Origin of the sequence: Flectobacillus sp. BAB-3569 (assembly GCF_002270355.1) — a bacterium.
Taxonomy (GTDB): domain Bacteria; phylum Bacteroidota; class Bacteroidia; order Cytophagales; family Spirosomataceae; genus Flectobacillus; species Flectobacillus roseus.
Genome location: NZ_NJFZ01000006.1, coordinates 38,859 through 54,790, shown reverse-complemented (window position 1 = coordinate 54,790; position 15,932 = coordinate 38,859). Strand labels below are relative to the sequence as shown.

Annotated in this window: 13 protein-coding genes; 5 read left to right on the top strand and 8 right to left on the bottom strand. The window is 37.6% G+C overall.

Features of this window, described 5'->3' with window-relative positions:
- The first annotated feature begins 155 nt into the window (after positions 1–155).
- The gene (locus BWI92_RS06090) at positions 156–1,934 is read left to right on the top strand and encodes an ABC transporter ATP-binding protein (RefSeq protein ID WP_095161230.1); all 1,779 of its coding nucleotides are present in this window, start codon (positions 156–158) and stop codon (positions 1,932–1,934) included.
- Position 1,935: 1 nt separating this feature from the next.
- Here the strand turns inward: BWI92_RS06090 and BWI92_RS06085 are convergent, their stop codons facing one another.
- Both BWI92_RS06085 and BWI92_RS06080 read right to left on the bottom strand, forming a co-directional pair.
- Positions 1,936–2,802 carry an AraC family transcriptional regulator gene (locus tag BWI92_RS06085; RefSeq protein WP_095161645.1) on the bottom strand — a complete coding sequence of 289 codons (867 nt, stop codon included), beginning with the start codon at positions 2,800–2,802 and terminating at the stop codon, positions 1,936–1,938.
- A 41-nt stretch (positions 2,803–2,843) separates the two neighbouring features.
- Positions 2,844–5,717, bottom strand: coding sequence for a putative LPS assembly protein LptD (locus tag BWI92_RS06080; RefSeq protein ID WP_141234698.1), 2,874 nt, complete (start codon positions 5,715–5,717; stop codon positions 2,844–2,846).
- A gap of 141 nt (positions 5,718–5,858) precedes the next feature.
- Between BWI92_RS06080 and BWI92_RS06075 the strand changes: the two genes are divergently transcribed.
- Both BWI92_RS06075 and BWI92_RS06070 read left to right on the top strand, forming a co-directional pair.
- Positions 5,859–6,674, top strand: coding sequence for an N-acetylmuramoyl-L-alanine amidase (locus BWI92_RS06075; RefSeq protein ID WP_095161228.1), 816 nt, complete (start codon positions 5,859–5,861; stop codon positions 6,672–6,674).
- Positions 6,675–6,800: 126 nt separating this feature from the next.
- On the top strand, positions 6,801–7,751 hold the full coding sequence (locus BWI92_RS06070; protein ID WP_095161227.1) for an MlaD family protein: 951 nt from the start codon (positions 6,801–6,803) through the stop codon (positions 7,749–7,751).
- A 192-nt stretch (positions 7,752–7,943) separates the two neighbouring features.
- On the opposite strand, the gene BWI92_RS06065 is transcribed toward BWI92_RS06070, so the two are convergent.
- On the bottom strand, positions 7,944–8,411 hold the full coding sequence (locus BWI92_RS06065) for an Lrp/AsnC family transcriptional regulator (protein ID WP_095161226.1): 468 nt from the start codon (positions 8,409–8,411) through the stop codon (positions 7,944–7,946).
- A gap of 213 nt (positions 8,412–8,624) precedes the next feature.
- Here BWI92_RS06065 and BWI92_RS06060 point away from each other — a divergent pair, with 213 nt between their 5' ends.
- Positions 8,625–8,945 carry a hypothetical protein gene (locus tag BWI92_RS06060; protein WP_095161225.1) on the top strand — a complete coding sequence of 107 codons (321 nt, stop codon included), beginning with the start codon at positions 8,625–8,627 and terminating at the stop codon, positions 8,943–8,945.
- A gap of 76 nt (positions 8,946–9,021) precedes the next feature.
- Here the strand turns inward: BWI92_RS06060 and BWI92_RS06055 are convergent, their stop codons facing one another.
- A complete protein-coding gene (locus BWI92_RS06055) occupies positions 9,022–9,912 on the bottom strand; it encodes a LysR substrate-binding domain-containing protein (RefSeq protein WP_095161224.1) in 891 nt (296 codons plus the stop codon).
- A 96-nt stretch (positions 9,913–10,008) separates the two neighbouring features.
- Between BWI92_RS06055 and BWI92_RS06050 the strand changes: the two genes are divergently transcribed.
- Entirely contained in the window at positions 10,009–10,512 is a 504-nt protein-coding gene (locus BWI92_RS06050; RefSeq protein ID WP_095161223.1) for a GNAT family N-acetyltransferase, read from the top strand.
- Positions 10,513–11,302: 790 nt separating this feature from the next.
- Here the strand turns inward: BWI92_RS06050 and hemB are convergent.
- From hemB to BWI92_RS06035, 4 genes are all read right to left on the bottom strand, one after another.
- Positions 11,303–12,271, bottom strand: a complete 969-nt coding sequence (hemB, locus tag BWI92_RS06045; RefSeq protein WP_095161222.1) for a porphobilinogen synthase — start codon at positions 12,269–12,271, stop codon at positions 11,303–11,305.
- A gap of 201 nt (positions 12,272–12,472) precedes the next feature.
- Positions 12,473–13,426, bottom strand: a complete 954-nt coding sequence (locus BWI92_RS06040; RefSeq protein WP_095161221.1) for a DUF4249 family protein — start codon at positions 13,424–13,426, stop codon at positions 12,473–12,475.
- An 11-nt stretch (positions 13,427–13,437) separates the two neighbouring features.
- The gene (locus BWI92_RS28630) at positions 13,438–13,920 is read right to left on the bottom strand and encodes a hypothetical protein (protein WP_310588872.1); all 483 of its coding nucleotides are present in this window, start codon (positions 13,918–13,920) and stop codon (positions 13,438–13,440) included.
- 38 nt (positions 13,921–13,958) lie between these two features.
- Positions 13,959–15,863, bottom strand: a complete 1,905-nt coding sequence (locus BWI92_RS06035) for a TonB-dependent receptor (RefSeq protein ID WP_310588871.1) — start codon at positions 15,861–15,863, stop codon at positions 13,959–13,961.
- Between the last annotated feature and the right edge of the window lie 69 nt (positions 15,864–15,932).

Sequence of the window (15,932 nt, the reverse complement as noted above, 5' to 3'; positions counted from 1 at the left end):
GATTCTTAACTTTTTTATTATCTCAAACTTATTCAGAATTCATTCTTTTTTTGAAACTTTACTTTTTCAATAAAAATTGTATTTTATTAAGATTTCAAAAATAAAGGAGCGAAAACTAAAGCATTTATCACTTTAGATTTCCCTCCTATATCATTATGGCAAACAATCCTTATATTTCTCTTTTAAAAATTGCATGGCAATATGCTCGACAAGAAAAAAAACGCTTCTTGTTGGTATATGCGCTCTTTATTGTCGCAAACATTATTTTTTCTCTCAATCCTATCTGGTACGGTTGGTTTATCGACAAAATCCAGCTCAAAGGTATGGATGTCCTCAAAGACACATGGATTTATGGGATAGGCTTTTTGCTATTGCGCTTTGTAGAATGGACTTTTCATGGTACAGCACGCGTAATGGAACGCAGTTTGGCTTTTAATCTTAGCCGTAACTTTCTGCATGAGCTTTATCATCAAACGCTACATTTGCCTGTAAAGTGGCACCAAGATAATCATAGCGGTGCGACGATCAACCGTATTCGTAAAGCATATGAAGCCCTAAAGACTTTTTTTCAGGATGGCTTTATGTATTTGCATGCCTTTTCCAAATTCTTCTTTTCATTCATTGCGATGCTTTACTTTTCGCCTTTGTTTGGTGCCATTGGTGTGCTTTTGGGCATTTTTACCATTTGGGTCATTGCTCAGTTTGATAAACCTTTTATCAAAGCACTCGACGAAACCAACGAGCGTGAGCACGTGGTATCTTCCACGCTTTTTGATAGTCTTTCGAATATTATTACGGTGATTACACTTCGTTTGGAAAAACAAATGGAGCAAAGTTTAAGTGACAAAATCAAACATGTTTTTGCGCCCTTCCGTAAGCAGGTGGTCATCAACGAGTGGAAATGGTTTGTGGCAGATATGCTTGTGGGATTGATTTATGTTGTAATTACGGTAGGTTATGTTTATCAAAATTGGGAAGTTGGTAAAGTGTTTATGGTAGGAGGTTTAGTGACATTATTAGGATATGTCAACAACTTTACGAGTGTCTTTCATGATGTGGCTTGGCTTTATACCCAAATTATTCAGCATAATACTGATGTGCAAACAGCTCGTACTATTTCGCAGGCATATCGCGAACATCATCGTCCTGAAGAGGAAGAAAGCCTTCCAGCAAACTGGTCTGCCTTGACGATTTCTAACCTAAATTTTTCACATCAAGAAAATTATAGTCTGGAAAATAAATCTCAGGCACTACATCAGCTCAAAATTCAAATCAACAAAGGAAAACGTATTGCTTTTATTGGAGAAAGTGGCTCTGGAAAAAGTACGCTTTTGGCTTTGCTTCGTGGACTGTATGAACCCGAAAAAGGTGTTCAAATAGACTTAGACGGTAAGACAAAAGATGATATTGGTATCTTGGCCGAAACGGTTACGCTATTTCCACAAGAACCAGAAATTTTTGAGAATACCATCGAATACAATATCACGCTAGGATTGCCATTTGAGGAGTCTGATATTTTACAAGTTTGTGATGTAGCCCAGTTTACCGACGTGATCAAGCAATTGCCAAATGGCTTACAGTCCAATATTCAAGAAAAGGGCGTAAACCTATCGGGAGGACAAAAACAGCGCTTGGCTTTGGCACGCGGGGTATTGGCAGCACGTAGCTCACAAATTATACTGCTCGACGAACCAACCAGTAGTGTTGACCCAAAAACAGAAGTCTTGATTTATCAGCAATTATTTAAAGAATTTGAAGGAAAAGCTGTGCTATCCACTCTGCACAGATTGCATTTGCTGAGCCAGTTTGATTATGTATATATCCTCGAAAAAGGACATATTGTAGATGAAGGCAGTTTTGAGTATCTGCTAGCCAACAGTGCTATTTTCCAAGAACTATGGAAGCACCAGAAAGAAAGCCAACGAATTTCATAGACTAGCTTCTTTCTCCTTCTTTATAATGACTTGGCGTAACGTGGTATTTCTCTTTGAAGGCTTTGATAAAATGAGAAACACTCTCGTAGCCAATTTCCATACTAATTTCAGAAACGTTCATGCCCGTATTTTCTAATAAAAGTCGGGCATGTTCCAACCTTTTGTTTTTAAGCCAAAGTGCTGGTGAAGTTTGAAATTGCTTCTGAAAATCTCTTTTAAATGCAGATAAGCTTCTTCCTGAAAGTCTCGAAAGCTCTTCCATCGACAAAGGTTTGAGATAATAGCTATCCATCAAAAACTCCAAATCGGCTTTTTCTCCTTTGTAAATATTGTAAACAATCGACTTGAGCTTGCCAGTAGGGTCTATCTCGAGCAAATGCAATAGTAACTCTTGAAGCTTTAGGTTCAGAAAGTGATTGAGATATTGTGTTTCGAGATGAAAATAAGGGAAAATAGAGTCGATATATTTCTCCAAACTTTCATTGATACCAAATACCAACAAACCTTGATTAGGGTCAGGTTCGACTAGAGAGTTTTCTTGAAAAAGGCTCAAATGTCCTGCCACAAATTCTTTGAGTAGCTTTTCGTTAAAGAAGAAAACCAAACTTCTATATTGTTTATTGATGGCCTCCTGCATGGTATAATAACCACGAGGGATGAATACCACATTGCCTTTTTTGACACGAATATCTTGTTCGGGCGTAACAAATTTCTTTTCACCTTCAAGGACAAATATCAAGGCATGTTCTTCAAAAAACACTTCATTTCTGAGTGGTGGGTCCTGATTTCGGTAGGCAACAAAAGTCATATCCTTAATTTTTAAGGACTGAAACTCTCCTGCATGTATGAAAGAAGGAACGCGTATCATAAGAAAAAGAAGCCGTTGCATGCAACGGCTTTATGTGTATTTTAGAAACCTCCATTATCGTAGAATGAACGACGACGAGAGAGCTTGAGTTCTTGTAATAAGGACGATTTCACACGTAAGTCGAATGAGTAGCTACTAGCACGACCATACAATGGACTGGCGGCTGGTGTCCAGTTAAACTGCATTTCCCAACAGTGTAAATCGCGATGGATACTAATATTGGTCAATGATACCCCTTTGTTAATAAAGTCATAACCTGACTGAACTTTAAAATCCCACTTTTCGGTCATCTTTACACTACCAGAGAAGGTAACTGCGCTAACTGTTACGGCAGGTGCTAAACCACGTTTAGCATAGTTGTATTGATAACTAAACTGAAACTCCCAAGGCACACTCCAGTCTACATAAGAATCGATATTGCGATTGATTTGCTTCATCTGTCCCTCTGTACCATTGGTGCTAGTTTTAGGCTTATTCCCTCCAGGCTTAAAGCTTTTACCTATCGACATATTAAAGGCCGAAAGATTGGCTAGCCCTTTTCCTGTCGAAAACATATATTCATCCAACTGCTCACCGACTGAACCATAGTTGGAATTGACTTGATATACATAAGGGTCGAGCGTACCGCCGATATTAATATCAAATTTTTTGACCCTCGAAGTTGCCCCAAAAGATACTGGAGCTAATTTGTACTTGGTAGCAAAAAAGTTATAATTGGTCGATAACGAAAGGTTATCGATAATGGTGAGTTTTTCAAACTCTTTAGCGGCTGTATCAGACTTTGCTTTTACTTTCGCTTCTATGGTATTGTTTAAACTAAAGTTGATACCTCCCGATCTACTTCCGACGTTTGTTAATGTTGGATTAAATGCAGATATTCTGAGTGTATCTTTTTTCCCAGTACTACTATTTGTTAACACTACGTCTTGATAAAACCCATATTTTGTGTCAGTGAAATCTGGAGTGAAACTCACACTAACCGATGGTGTCATTACGTGACGAATACCTGCCAAACGTCCAAAGTTTTTGAAGTTTAGTGTTCCGTACAAACGAGTGTTCATACTCATGGTAAATGCGTATTGGTAGTCTATAAATGACCCATTTGTCGTATCTATTTTCACAGCTCCAAGTCTTCGTAATGAATCCGAGGTAGCAAAGTTGTTAAAATTCAAGAATTTATAATTATACTTTCTCGTATAAACATTTCCTGATAAGCTCATCCCAGGGGTAAGGTTGATATAGCGACCAAGTTTGATATTCGGCAAAGAGATAGGGATGGAATACTGCATTTTCGTTTGCCCCTTACTCAAGATAGTACCTAAATTATCAAAATTGAAACCAATAACCCCATCTCTTTCCAAATTTGTTGAAGTGGAATTAGTAATAGTTACAGGTTTATTAAGATTTGTATCTGTAGGGTCAACCCTACGATATACGGTATAAGGAAGCGACAAATACGAACGGTTGTCTAGTGCCACTTTGTTGGTAATACTTGTAGAGCCTGTAAAATCTAAGCCAAAACGGAATTGATCTATAAATCTTTCTGTTACGGCTTTTTTCTTTTTAAATGGTTGTATTTGATTTAGACCAAAGTTGTAATTAATGGCAGAAGTAACCTCTTTGGTTGTGGTATTCTGGGATATGTTCATACTTGCCCCTGTACGAATCGTCTGTCCAAAGTTTTTAGAATATTGTACCGATGAGTTAGTCGCATTGGAGGTATAGTTAGAGGTAACAAAGCTATTGTATTGATTATAGCTATTACTCACAACATTGACCGATGCAGAGAAACTCGAATTACCTCTACTTTGTGGTGAGTGCGACCATTGAATCGAAAAGTCATTACGAACAGTAGGATCGACTTTCGACTCGTCAGGATCAATTCCTTTGCGGTATTGTACGTTAAAATTACCACTATAACGGTATCTTTTCACATATTGAGAGTTGGCTCCAAGTCCCCAACTACCATTACCATAAATTTCACCTGTAGCTCTTACACCAATATTGGGACTAAGCGCAAAATAATACCCCCCATCACGCAAGTAAAAACCACGACCTGAGGGTTCTTCGCCATAAGTAGGCATCAAAATCCCCGAAGTACCTGACTCCTGTGGTGGGCGATATGGAAAAAATCCAAAAGGTAAACCTATCGGCAAGGGAATATTGTTGAGTTCGATGTGGAAAGGTCCTGCCACAATTTCTTTTTTTCCTACAATTTTAATTTTAGAGGCATTGATGTGGAAGTGTGGTTGTGCCAAATTACAGGTTGTATAAATTGCATTTCGGATATATAGGTTATCCTCATCATCCTTTTTTACCTTTTTCCCTTGTACATAGCCTTCTCCTTGCTGAGTAACAATCCCTTGAATTAGGGCTTTTCTTGACTTAAAATTATACTTGATTTCATCGGCATTGTATTCGTCATTTCCCTGCTTAAATACGGGCTTACCTTTCACTTTTTTGGTAGTAGAATCCATCGTTCCGTTAGCGTCTACTTGATTAATGGCCCAATTAAGTTTGATAAAGTCTGCTTGCAAGGAAATATTCCCATACGTTACTTTGGCATCCCCATAAAGATACACGATTTGTTTTTCGGTATCCATAATGGTCGAATCTTGTGCTGTGTACTGTACAGTCGTTTCTAGTTCATCTTGCTTTTTGAGCGAATCAGGAACAGTTTTTGCACCTTTCTTTCCTAAAGAATCAAGATTGTTTTTACGCAAAGTATCCACTGGCAAAACTTTGGTAGAAGTTGCAGTGGTTTTGGTAGATTTGCTGTTGTCTTTGCCTTTGAGAAGTCTTTGTGCATTTGCCGAATACGCAAAACCTAGTACGAACATCGTACCGATTAAGAGTAGGACTTTTTTTGAAAGACTTAAAAAATTATATTTGCCTGTTCTATAGGAATTATCCATTGTATAGGACGAGTTCTAGTAAATTATTGGAAAATAAAGTATTCTTATCTTTAATGCCTTCCAATTTTATCAATTCAAAAAAGATTTAAAATACAAAATTACTTTATATAACGTTCTTGTTTACGAACCAGCCTGAAAATAATGTTAAACTTTCTTAAAGGTTTCTCTCTAATACTAATGATCGGTGGTTTAACTGGCTTCAGTTTGCCACAAATAGAGTCTATGCCTGACTCTATTGCAGTTACATCGGCTAGTACCAATATTCGTACCATTGTACTAGATGCAGGTCACGGCGGCAAAGACCCTGGCTGTTCGGGGCCATCGGGTGTACGAGAAAAAAATATAGCTTTAAAAATCGTATTGGCTCTTGGCAAAAAAATCAAAGAAGAATACCCCAACATTAAAGTATATTACACCCGTCAGACAGATGTATTTGTAAATTTGCACGAGCGCTCGGCCATTGCTAATCGTAATAGGGCTAACCTTTTTATCTCTGTTCATTGTAATTCACATCCTTCCAAAAAATTCAAAGGAACTGAAACATATACGATGGGGTTACATAAAACAGGAGAAAACCTAGATGTCGCCAAAAGGGAAAACTCAGTAATTTTGCAAGAAAAGGATTATAGAAAGACCTATAATGGTTTTGACCCTAACTCTCCATTGGCTCATATCATGATGGCAAATTATCAAAGTGCCTTTATGAATAATAGTCTTAAATTTGCTCAAAAAATCGAACGTCAGTTCAAAAGATATAGCGACCGCACAAGTTATGGCGTAAAACAAGCAGGTTTTTTAGTTTTGTGGGAAACGGCTATGCCAAGTGTATTGGTGGAAGTAGGTTTCTTAACAAACCCCAACGAGGAAGATTATCTCTCGTCTTCTGACGGTCAGGATGAGGTAGCTAAATCTATTTTCAGAGCTTTTAAGTCTTACAAAGAAGAAATTGAAAACTAAGCTGGTGGAAAAACGCTTTTCCATTGTCATTGCTTTATAATACTCACATTAAAGAGTTTGGTCTAAGCTCTTATTTAGTAAATAGTGGTTTTCATAAAATCACGCTCTTTACCATTTCTTACATCAATGAATATATCAAAAGAAGCGAAAGTCGGTATTTTAGCTGTAATCTCATTTACAGCGCTCTATCTTGGTTTTAATTTTCTGAAGGGTTCTTCATTTTTCTCTTCAGAAAAAACATATTATGTTACATTCAACGACGTACAAGGCCTAGTTCCTTCTAGCCAAGTGGCTTTGAGCGGTCTTAAGGTCGGGATTGTAAAAGACGTAATACTACAAGATAATGCTCAACATTCAATCCAAGTAATATTAAGTATCCGCAAAGATCTAATCTTACCACAAGGTACTAAAGCTATTTTAGCCTCCGATGGTTTATTGGGCGGAAAGCTCATTCGCTTAGAAATGGGAAAAGGTTCTGCTATTGCTGATGGAGGCCAACTAAAAGGTACTTTGGAAACAGGTCTGACGGACGTCCTCAAGGAAAAAGCTTTGCCAGCACTCAATCATGTAGACTCCTTATTGATTACGCTCAAAACTGTAGTAGCAGGCTTCCAATCTACTTCAGCAGCGTTAAATATATTACTCAAAAACTCTAATTCTACCATTACGACGCTTGGCACTTCTATGAATAGCACTATTGCCGAAAATCGTTCGAATCTTAATGGCATCACTGGAAACTTGAAAACACTTTCAGGAAATTTAGTAGAAACAGAAAAGCAGTTTAAGCCTCTTTTAGGGAAGTTCAACAAAATGGCTGACTCACTAAACGCACTCAAAATCAATCAAGCGTTGGCTAGTACACAAAAGTCTTTGGATGATTTGCAAAAAGTAATGGCAGGTATTCAGGCAGGTCAAGGAAGTCTTGGAAAAATATTGAAAGATGACTCGTTATATACCAATCTCAACAAAACTATGGTTGATTTGGATAAACTCCTCATTGACTTCCGCTTGGCACCAAAACGCTATGTTAACATTTCAGTTTTTGGCAAAAAAACACCTCCACCAGCGGTGAAGTAGTGATGAGTAGTGAGTTTTGAGTACGGAATGTTCTAAGAATTTTAAACTATTACAGATTTAGGATTTCGGAAATAAAGAAAAATACCTTTGTTTTTTACAAAATATAGAAGCTTATACTTCCGAAATCCCAAATCCAATATTCGAAATTGTTTTTATAATACTTTGCACTCAAAACTCACAATTCATCACTTATTAGACTTGTATCGGAACGGGCGTTTGGCTTTTGATTTCGTTTACGACAAATCTACTTTGCGCATTTCCGATATTGGCCAATGTTGCCAATTTATGTAAGATAAACTGACGATACTCGTCCATATCTTTGACCAATACCTTCAGTAAAAAATCCGCTCCTCCCGAAATACAATAACATTCTACTACCTCTGGTAGCAACAGTACATCGCGCTCAAACTGTGCCAAATATTCTGCGGCATGCTCTTTTAGTGTCACATCGACCAACACCACCAGTCCTTTTCCCAATTTAGACTTATTGAGAATAGCCGTGTATTTCTCGATTATTCCATCTTGCTCAAGACGTTTGATACGCTCATGAACGGGCGTTGTTGTCAAATTAAGCTTTGCGGCAATCTCTTTATTGGTCATCAAAGCATCCTCTTGCAACAATTTTAATATCCTTAAATCTGTATTATCTAACGAAGCCATAGAATAAAAATCTTTTTTGAGATTAAACCACCACCTTTACAATAAAAATAATCCACAAATATTCAATATGGAAGAATCATAATCTAATATAATTATAAATATTGGACTATAGTTCTTTATTTTATAAATTTGATAAAATTTAATGCTAAAACCAAAATCGTAAAATCGATTATAAGCGTTAGTAATTATGTAATCATAAACAATTATAAGCTTATGGAAACTTACCTTCTCACACTCGGCTTTCAGGACAACGATTTCACTGTTCATTTACTGATGAACACGCTTCAAAAATATTTTGAAGAAGTCCAATTTATTGAATTAAGCAACCGTGAAGAAGTCTCACGATACCGTAAGTTACGCCTTGTTGTCAATGCAGATTGGAATAGCTTATTGAACGCCTCCAAACATTTAGAAAAAATTAGCGCTGTATTTGAAATTCAAATTATGGATCTAAGCTCTGGCGACACTCCAAGCTTATGTGGTATATATCGTAAACAAAGAAACCCAACAAATTATTACCGCACAGCGGCATAATCACTTTTGGTGATATCAACATAAACAGGCATAAAGGTGTATTCTGCTCCTTTATGCCTATTTTTTTACCCAGTCATCAATCATATCTAAAATCTACCGAGCTGGCGGTATCCAAAAAGTTATGCAAAATCGGATTGGTATCGTCTTTTCTCCAAACCATCGATAACTGCGTTCTTTCTGGCAATTGGTCTAAATCAATGAATCGCACATTAACTGGCGAACTAATGCGGTAGGAAGATGGCAACAAGCTTACACCTAAATTATGCTCAACCAATTTTAAAATCGTAGTCCCAAAATTTGACTCATGAATAATATTGGGTAAAAATCCTTCACGCTCACACATTCTCAACAAAATATCATGGTAGGTCGAGCCTGCATGCCTTGGAGGTAAGATAAACGATTCGTTTTGTACTTGTCTCAGTCCCGTAAAGTTTTCCTTAGTCAAAGGATGGTTTGGTGGTACTACCAGCGAAAAACATTCCTCAAAAATGAGCCTCGAATTCAAATATTTATCTGGAATTGGTTCTCTTACAAAGCCAACATCCACCTGATAATTTTGTAAAGACTCAAATAATTTATTTTCTAGTACCTCAGACAATACCGCTCGAATCTTGGGGAAGTATAATTTTAATGCCGATAGCAAAGTTGGCAAAACTGAGAATACAGCCGACCCCGGGTGTGCAATTCTCAAATCACCCTCCTCGCCTCTATGTATCAATTGTGTTCTGAGACGCACATATTCTAGCTGCGAAAGTATTCTTGATGCCTCATTTTGAAGATATTCGCCTGCAGGAGTCAGTTTTACGTTTCGTTTATCTCGTTCAAAAAGCACTACATCCAATTCATTTTCTAATTGTTGAATTTGTCGGCTCAAAGCTGGCTGTGCTACATATAGCTTTTCAGCAGCCTTCGAAAAGTGCAACTCAGAGGCTACACCCAAAAAATATTCTAGTTGTCGAATATCCATACTTATAACAAAAAAGCATTATTTAATATAAAATAAGTATTTTTTCTTATAAGTTCAAAAGATTTTCTTTGTACTATCAAAACATTAGTCAACGTCATGCAAGTACAAATAGCTAATTCTTCTCATGTAGAAGCACTCCTTGCACTAGCTCGTCGCACTTTCGTAGATACCTATGCCATTTATAATACGCCCGAAAATCTGCAATTATATCTGGACACGAATTTTACGCCAGCAATAATGGCAGGCGAACTATCCGAAAAAGGGAGTACTTATCTGGTGGGGTTTGAAGACAATACGATGATTGCTTTTGCCAAAATTCGAACAATAGATACAATTCTGGAAGATTCGGAGGCAGCCGAGATACAGCGTATTTACGTTGATAAAAGTTATCATAGCAAAGGACTAGGCTCGGTAATGATGCAAGCTTGTATTGATTATGCGAAACAGCAAGGTTTCAAGAAAATGGGCTTGGGCGTTTGGGAAAACAATCCGAAAGCCATCGCTTTTTATACTAAGTGGGGCTTCGAAAAAGTAGGGGTGCATAGTTTCGTATTAGGCTCTGAAGAACAAAATGATTTTATTCTCATGAAAAATCTCTAATTGAAAGAGAAAACAAAACGCATTTTGAGAAAAGTATAAGTATGAGTTTTGAGTGTAATATTTTGATTACTAGTCTTATACGAAGGTGAAATTTGATTTTTGAGCTTACGGCTTTCAGCTTTGAGCACTCGGCAAAAATAGATTTATAGTTACTAAAAAAATAACATTCTTTGCCTTGTGCCTAAACACATCTAATCCTGTACGATTACTTAAAGTTTTACTATTAAGTAATCGTGCAGAATTAGATTTAATCAATTGGAGATGTAAGATGTTGATAATTAAAATTTTACATTCACAATTCACAACTCATAATTCAGCACTAATACTTAAGTTAGTGGGCAAAATAAAGTTTAAGATTGTGCTTAGGCTTTCAGGTATCGGCTTTCGGCGGTGGGCTTTGGGAAAAATGCATGTCTGTGGTCGTTAAAAACATTTTAACACTCTTTGCCTTGTGCCTGTTGCCTAAACACATATAATCCTGAACGATTACTTAAATTTTTACTATTACATAAATTTATCAGCAAGGTACGCTTTGCAATTTTCTTCTGTTCAAAAAAAACAATCTCTTAGACAAGCTTAAGCTTTAACCTGAGAAATTATTAAAAATTAAAATTATCAAATAATAGAAAAGGTTAATGACTAAAGCCTCCTACCTATGGTGAGAGGCTTTGTAGTTGATAATAACGCCATATTAGGTTTTCGGCAATCAGCTCTGGGCGCTTGGCAAAATATGTTTATGATTTATAAACATTTAGCCTATTGCACAGAGCTTAATGCCGAAAGCCCACTATTATTTCACCAACTCTGCATACTCTTTGGCAAAATAGGTCAAAATCACTTTTGAACCGGCACGCTTCAATGATGTCAAACATTCAACCATCGTACGAGTACCATCCAACCAGCCGTTTTGAGCCGCTGCTTTTACCATCGCATATTCGCCTGATACGTTATAAGCTGCAATTGGGATATTGAAATTATCATTCAAGGTTTTGATTACATCAAGATATGCCAAGCCAGGTTTTACCATCAAGTAATCTGCTCCTTCCAAATAATCTAATTCAGCCTCAACCAATGCTTCTCGTATGTTGGCAGGATTCATTTGGTAGGTCTTTTTATCTCCAAACTTAGGTGCTGAATCCAATGCATCACGGAATGGGCCATAAAAAGCAGAAGCATATTTCGCTGAATAAGCCATGATTCCTACATTGATAAAGCCTTTGTCATCTAATGCTTCTCGGATATACCCAATACGCCCGTCCATCATATCCGATGGACCAACAATGTCGGCTCCAGCTTCGGCTTGTGCTACGGCCATTTTTGCCAACACTTCCAATGACTCATCGTTGAGAATCTGTCCGTTTTCGACGATACCATCATGACCATCTGCACTGTACGGATCCATGGCTACGTCTGACATGATGCAGATTTCTGGAAAAGCATTTTTGATAGCGTTGATTGATTCGAGATAAATATTACCTTGGCGATGGCTTTCGGTAGCATATTTATCTTTTTTTGCTTCGGGAATCTGAGGGAATAAGGCAATAGAACGGATACCTAAATCTTGAATAACCGCTAATTCATCAAGCAATTTATCTAGTGAGTAGCGGAAAATACCCGGCATAGATTTTACTTCGGTTGTCAGATTTTGACCTTCCATCACAAACATAGGATAAATCAAATCATTGACAGATACGGTTGTTTCTTCGACCATTGCACGGATAGCCGAAGACTGACGATTTCTTCTTGGTCTTCTTAGCATAATATCAAGCCAGCGTTTTTTGTACTAGCGTTTATTGAAAAAACCTACATTCATAAGTTTTAGTGCCACAAAGGTAAGGAATGAGTGATTTGTACCTAAGAGATTATGTATTTTTTAAAATTTCTTTGGATAAAATGTAGTATTTGAGTTCTATGCCTCACAACTACATTTCAATTAATTATTCAACCACCATTCTCTCCATTATTTTATCACTGTGACTGCCGTTCTAATTTGTTGATAAGAAGCAAAAACGCCCAAACCATTTTCCACATTGGTATAGGTAAGTACAGGTTCGGAAAATGGATTCCGTCCACTGCGACGAACTTTGTCTACCGAGATATTAAACTGATAATATGGATAATCTGTTACAGCAACATAAATTTCAGCATTGCGACTAACTACATTCAAATCGTTGGTAGTATTGAGCAACATAGGCTGCGTAGCCAAGGTCATACCATCTTGTCCAGCATCGCTCATATATTCTTGGCGACTATTGACAAAACGGCGAACCACCACAAAGCGGTTTTGAGCATCTAGTACCCTCATGTTTTCATAATAAAATGCCCCCACAGCATAGTAATTGACTGTACTGGCAAAGTCTAATACCCGTACGATAAGAGCTGGGTAAGCTTTACTATTTCGGTCATAACCTGTTGTCAATGATGGATTAATCGCTGTTCGCTGTACTCGCTGGTTTGGTACGGTACATTTTGCTTTTACTTCTTTCCCCCTAGCTTTGGCTATCATGGTGTACGTTGCACCTGCTACAATAGGAATATCTTTGGTCGAAATGACATATCGGTCTTTCGTCAAAAAATTTTCTTTGTAATGTCCCGTACTGTCTACTTCGATATAATCAAGATAGGTAATTTGTTGGTATTTGGCTGTAACAGTTCTTGTGCCATCCGAAAGCGTAATTACGGCATCTTTTAATACTGGATATCGGTCTTCACCTTCGTTGATAACACCAATTACAGGTTGGTTGGTAGTCAATGATATTTCTATCATGGTATCCTGCGGACAAATAAAACTCTGCAATACCAGTTTTTCTTCATACGGAAGGGCAATATTATTGACCAATGTTTCACAAGAACTAAGTGATAACAGAGCCATTATTACCACTGCTATTTTTTGCCAAAATTGAAATGATTTCATGGTCTGTTAGATTAAAATTTAAAACTATAAGTTGCTGAAGGAATAATCCCAAACAATGCATACTGTGCCAAGGATTTAGTAGTCTGGTCGGTTGTGGTGTTATACACGCTTTTGAAGGAATAGAAATAGGCATTCTTGCGATTGTAAAGATTATAAACCCCAAACTCCCAAGTACGAGTATGTCCTTTCTTCAGTTTTTTATGGAACTGCACTCCCACATCTAAGCGATGGTAAGGCGGTGCACGAAAATTATTTCTTTCGCGATAATCAGGTATTTCACGGGCACTGTTATAATATTGATTTACGCCAGTTTGATTCAAACCTGGGATATGACTATAAACTTCATAAGTAGAAATTGGAATCGTAAACACATTGCCTGTTCCATATACCCACGTAGCTGATAACGTAACATTTGGTTTTAAATGGTAAATACCTACTAAGGACAAATCATGACGACGGTCGTATTTGGGATAAAACTCTTTCCCAAAATTCAATTCATCAAACTGGTGGAAAATCCAAGATAAAGTATAACCTATCCAGCCCGAAAACTTACCTGTTTTTTCTGTAACAAAAACTCAGCTCCATAAGAACGCCCTTTGCCCGCAGTCATATTACTTTCCCATGGAGATTCTTGAGATTTGGCCTGTGTAAATCGTTGAAGGCTACCGTTTAAGATAAAAGAGCTTCCCTCCTTCAATGCCACGATTTGATTCATAGTTTTATAGAAGCCTTCTAACGTAATACTAAACTGTCGCTCGGGAAAATCTTTGGCAAAACCCAAAGCTACTTGCTGCGAGCGCTGCGGTTTTATTAAGTCAGTAGAAGGTACCCATAAATCCGTAGGCAAACTTGCTCCTGAATTTGACACCAAATGAATATATTGATTCATTACGGCATACGATGCTTTCAAAGCCCAGTCTTTGGGTAAGGTCCATGCCATAGCCCCGCGAGGTTCCCAGTTATGATATCCTTTTTCGGAAGTACTAAAACTAGAATAGCGTAAACCTATGTTGAATCGTAAATTGGGGAGAGGCTTGTAATTATCTTCCAGATAAATACCTAATTCAAGCGCATCGATATTTTCGACTGCATCTTTATAGCGTGAAGCAATATCGTCTTGTAACTCAATGGCAGATGGCGTAAAACGGTGCATGGTGGCTAGCGCTCCTGCTTTGAGAGTATGAATGGGATTAGGTAAAAAATCAATATCAAACTTGGCACCAAGGTCTCTGATACCAGAAGAATAATACAAACTGAAATTATTGATACCTATTGCATCAAGATTAGACTGTAAACTTGATGTCATAAAATCGTATTTACTATAAATCAAAGACAGATTACTGAAAAGGTTATCGCTATAAAGGTGATTCCAGCGTATGGTAGCGGTTTGGTTTCCCCATTCAATCGACGATTCCAATTTAGATTGCAACTGCATATCTCTTACATAGAGTCGATCTTGCCCGAAATATCCACTTAGGAATAGTCGATTTTTTTGTCCAAAATCATAATTCAATTTGGCATTGAAATCATAAAAATAGTAGCGACTTCCTTTTTGTTCTTTGGGAATAAGTGGTTGGGTCAAAATATCCAAATAAGTGCGTCTGGCAGATACTAAAAATGATGAACGTTTTTGCTTATCAATAGGCCCTTCGGCTACTACTCTTGCCCCAATCAGGCCAATTCCTCCTTCTACATGGTAATCTTCTTTATTGCCTTCTTTCATTTGCATTTCTATTACCGATGAAAGTCGACCACCAAAACGGGCAGGAAATCCGCCCTTGGTTAGTTCAACGCTTTTGAGTGCGTCGCCATTAAATACCGAGAAAAATCCAAACAAGTGATAGGCATTATATACTGGGGCATCGTCCAGAATCAGGAGATTTTGGTCGGGGCCACCACCACGCACATAAATTCCAGCATTCCCTTCTGCTCCTTTTTGCACGCCAGGCATCAGTTGGAGAACTTTCAATACATCTTTTTCACCCATGAAGGCTGGAATCTCTTTGATTTGTTGAATCGGAATGGAAATCTGCGACATTTGCACTTGCTCCGAAAGTTTTTGTTGCTCAACGCTATTGGCGACGACTTTTACCTCCTCCAGATCTTGATTACTAGGTTTTAAATCAACATTGATAGTAAGCGATTTTGATTTTGCGTCTATTTTTTGAGAAAAGACTTGATAGCCTACAAAACTATAAACCACCTCAATACTATCCTGAGCCAGAACACTCAAGGAATAAAAACCGTAATTATTGCTTTGAGTCCCAATGCGGGTACCCTTCAGCATAACATTTACCCCTGGCAGCAGCTCGGCGCTTCCAGCTTCTTTGATGTAGCCACTGATCGTAATTTTTGAGGCATTTTGCCCAAATACTGAGGTGTCAAACAACAGTAATACATACAAAAGAAGACATAGCAATCCAACTGGTTTGTTCATGTGGGTTTGTGGTGGTGATACAGGTATTTAGTTTGTATTTATCAGCAAAGTAATATCTTAACTCGGAAA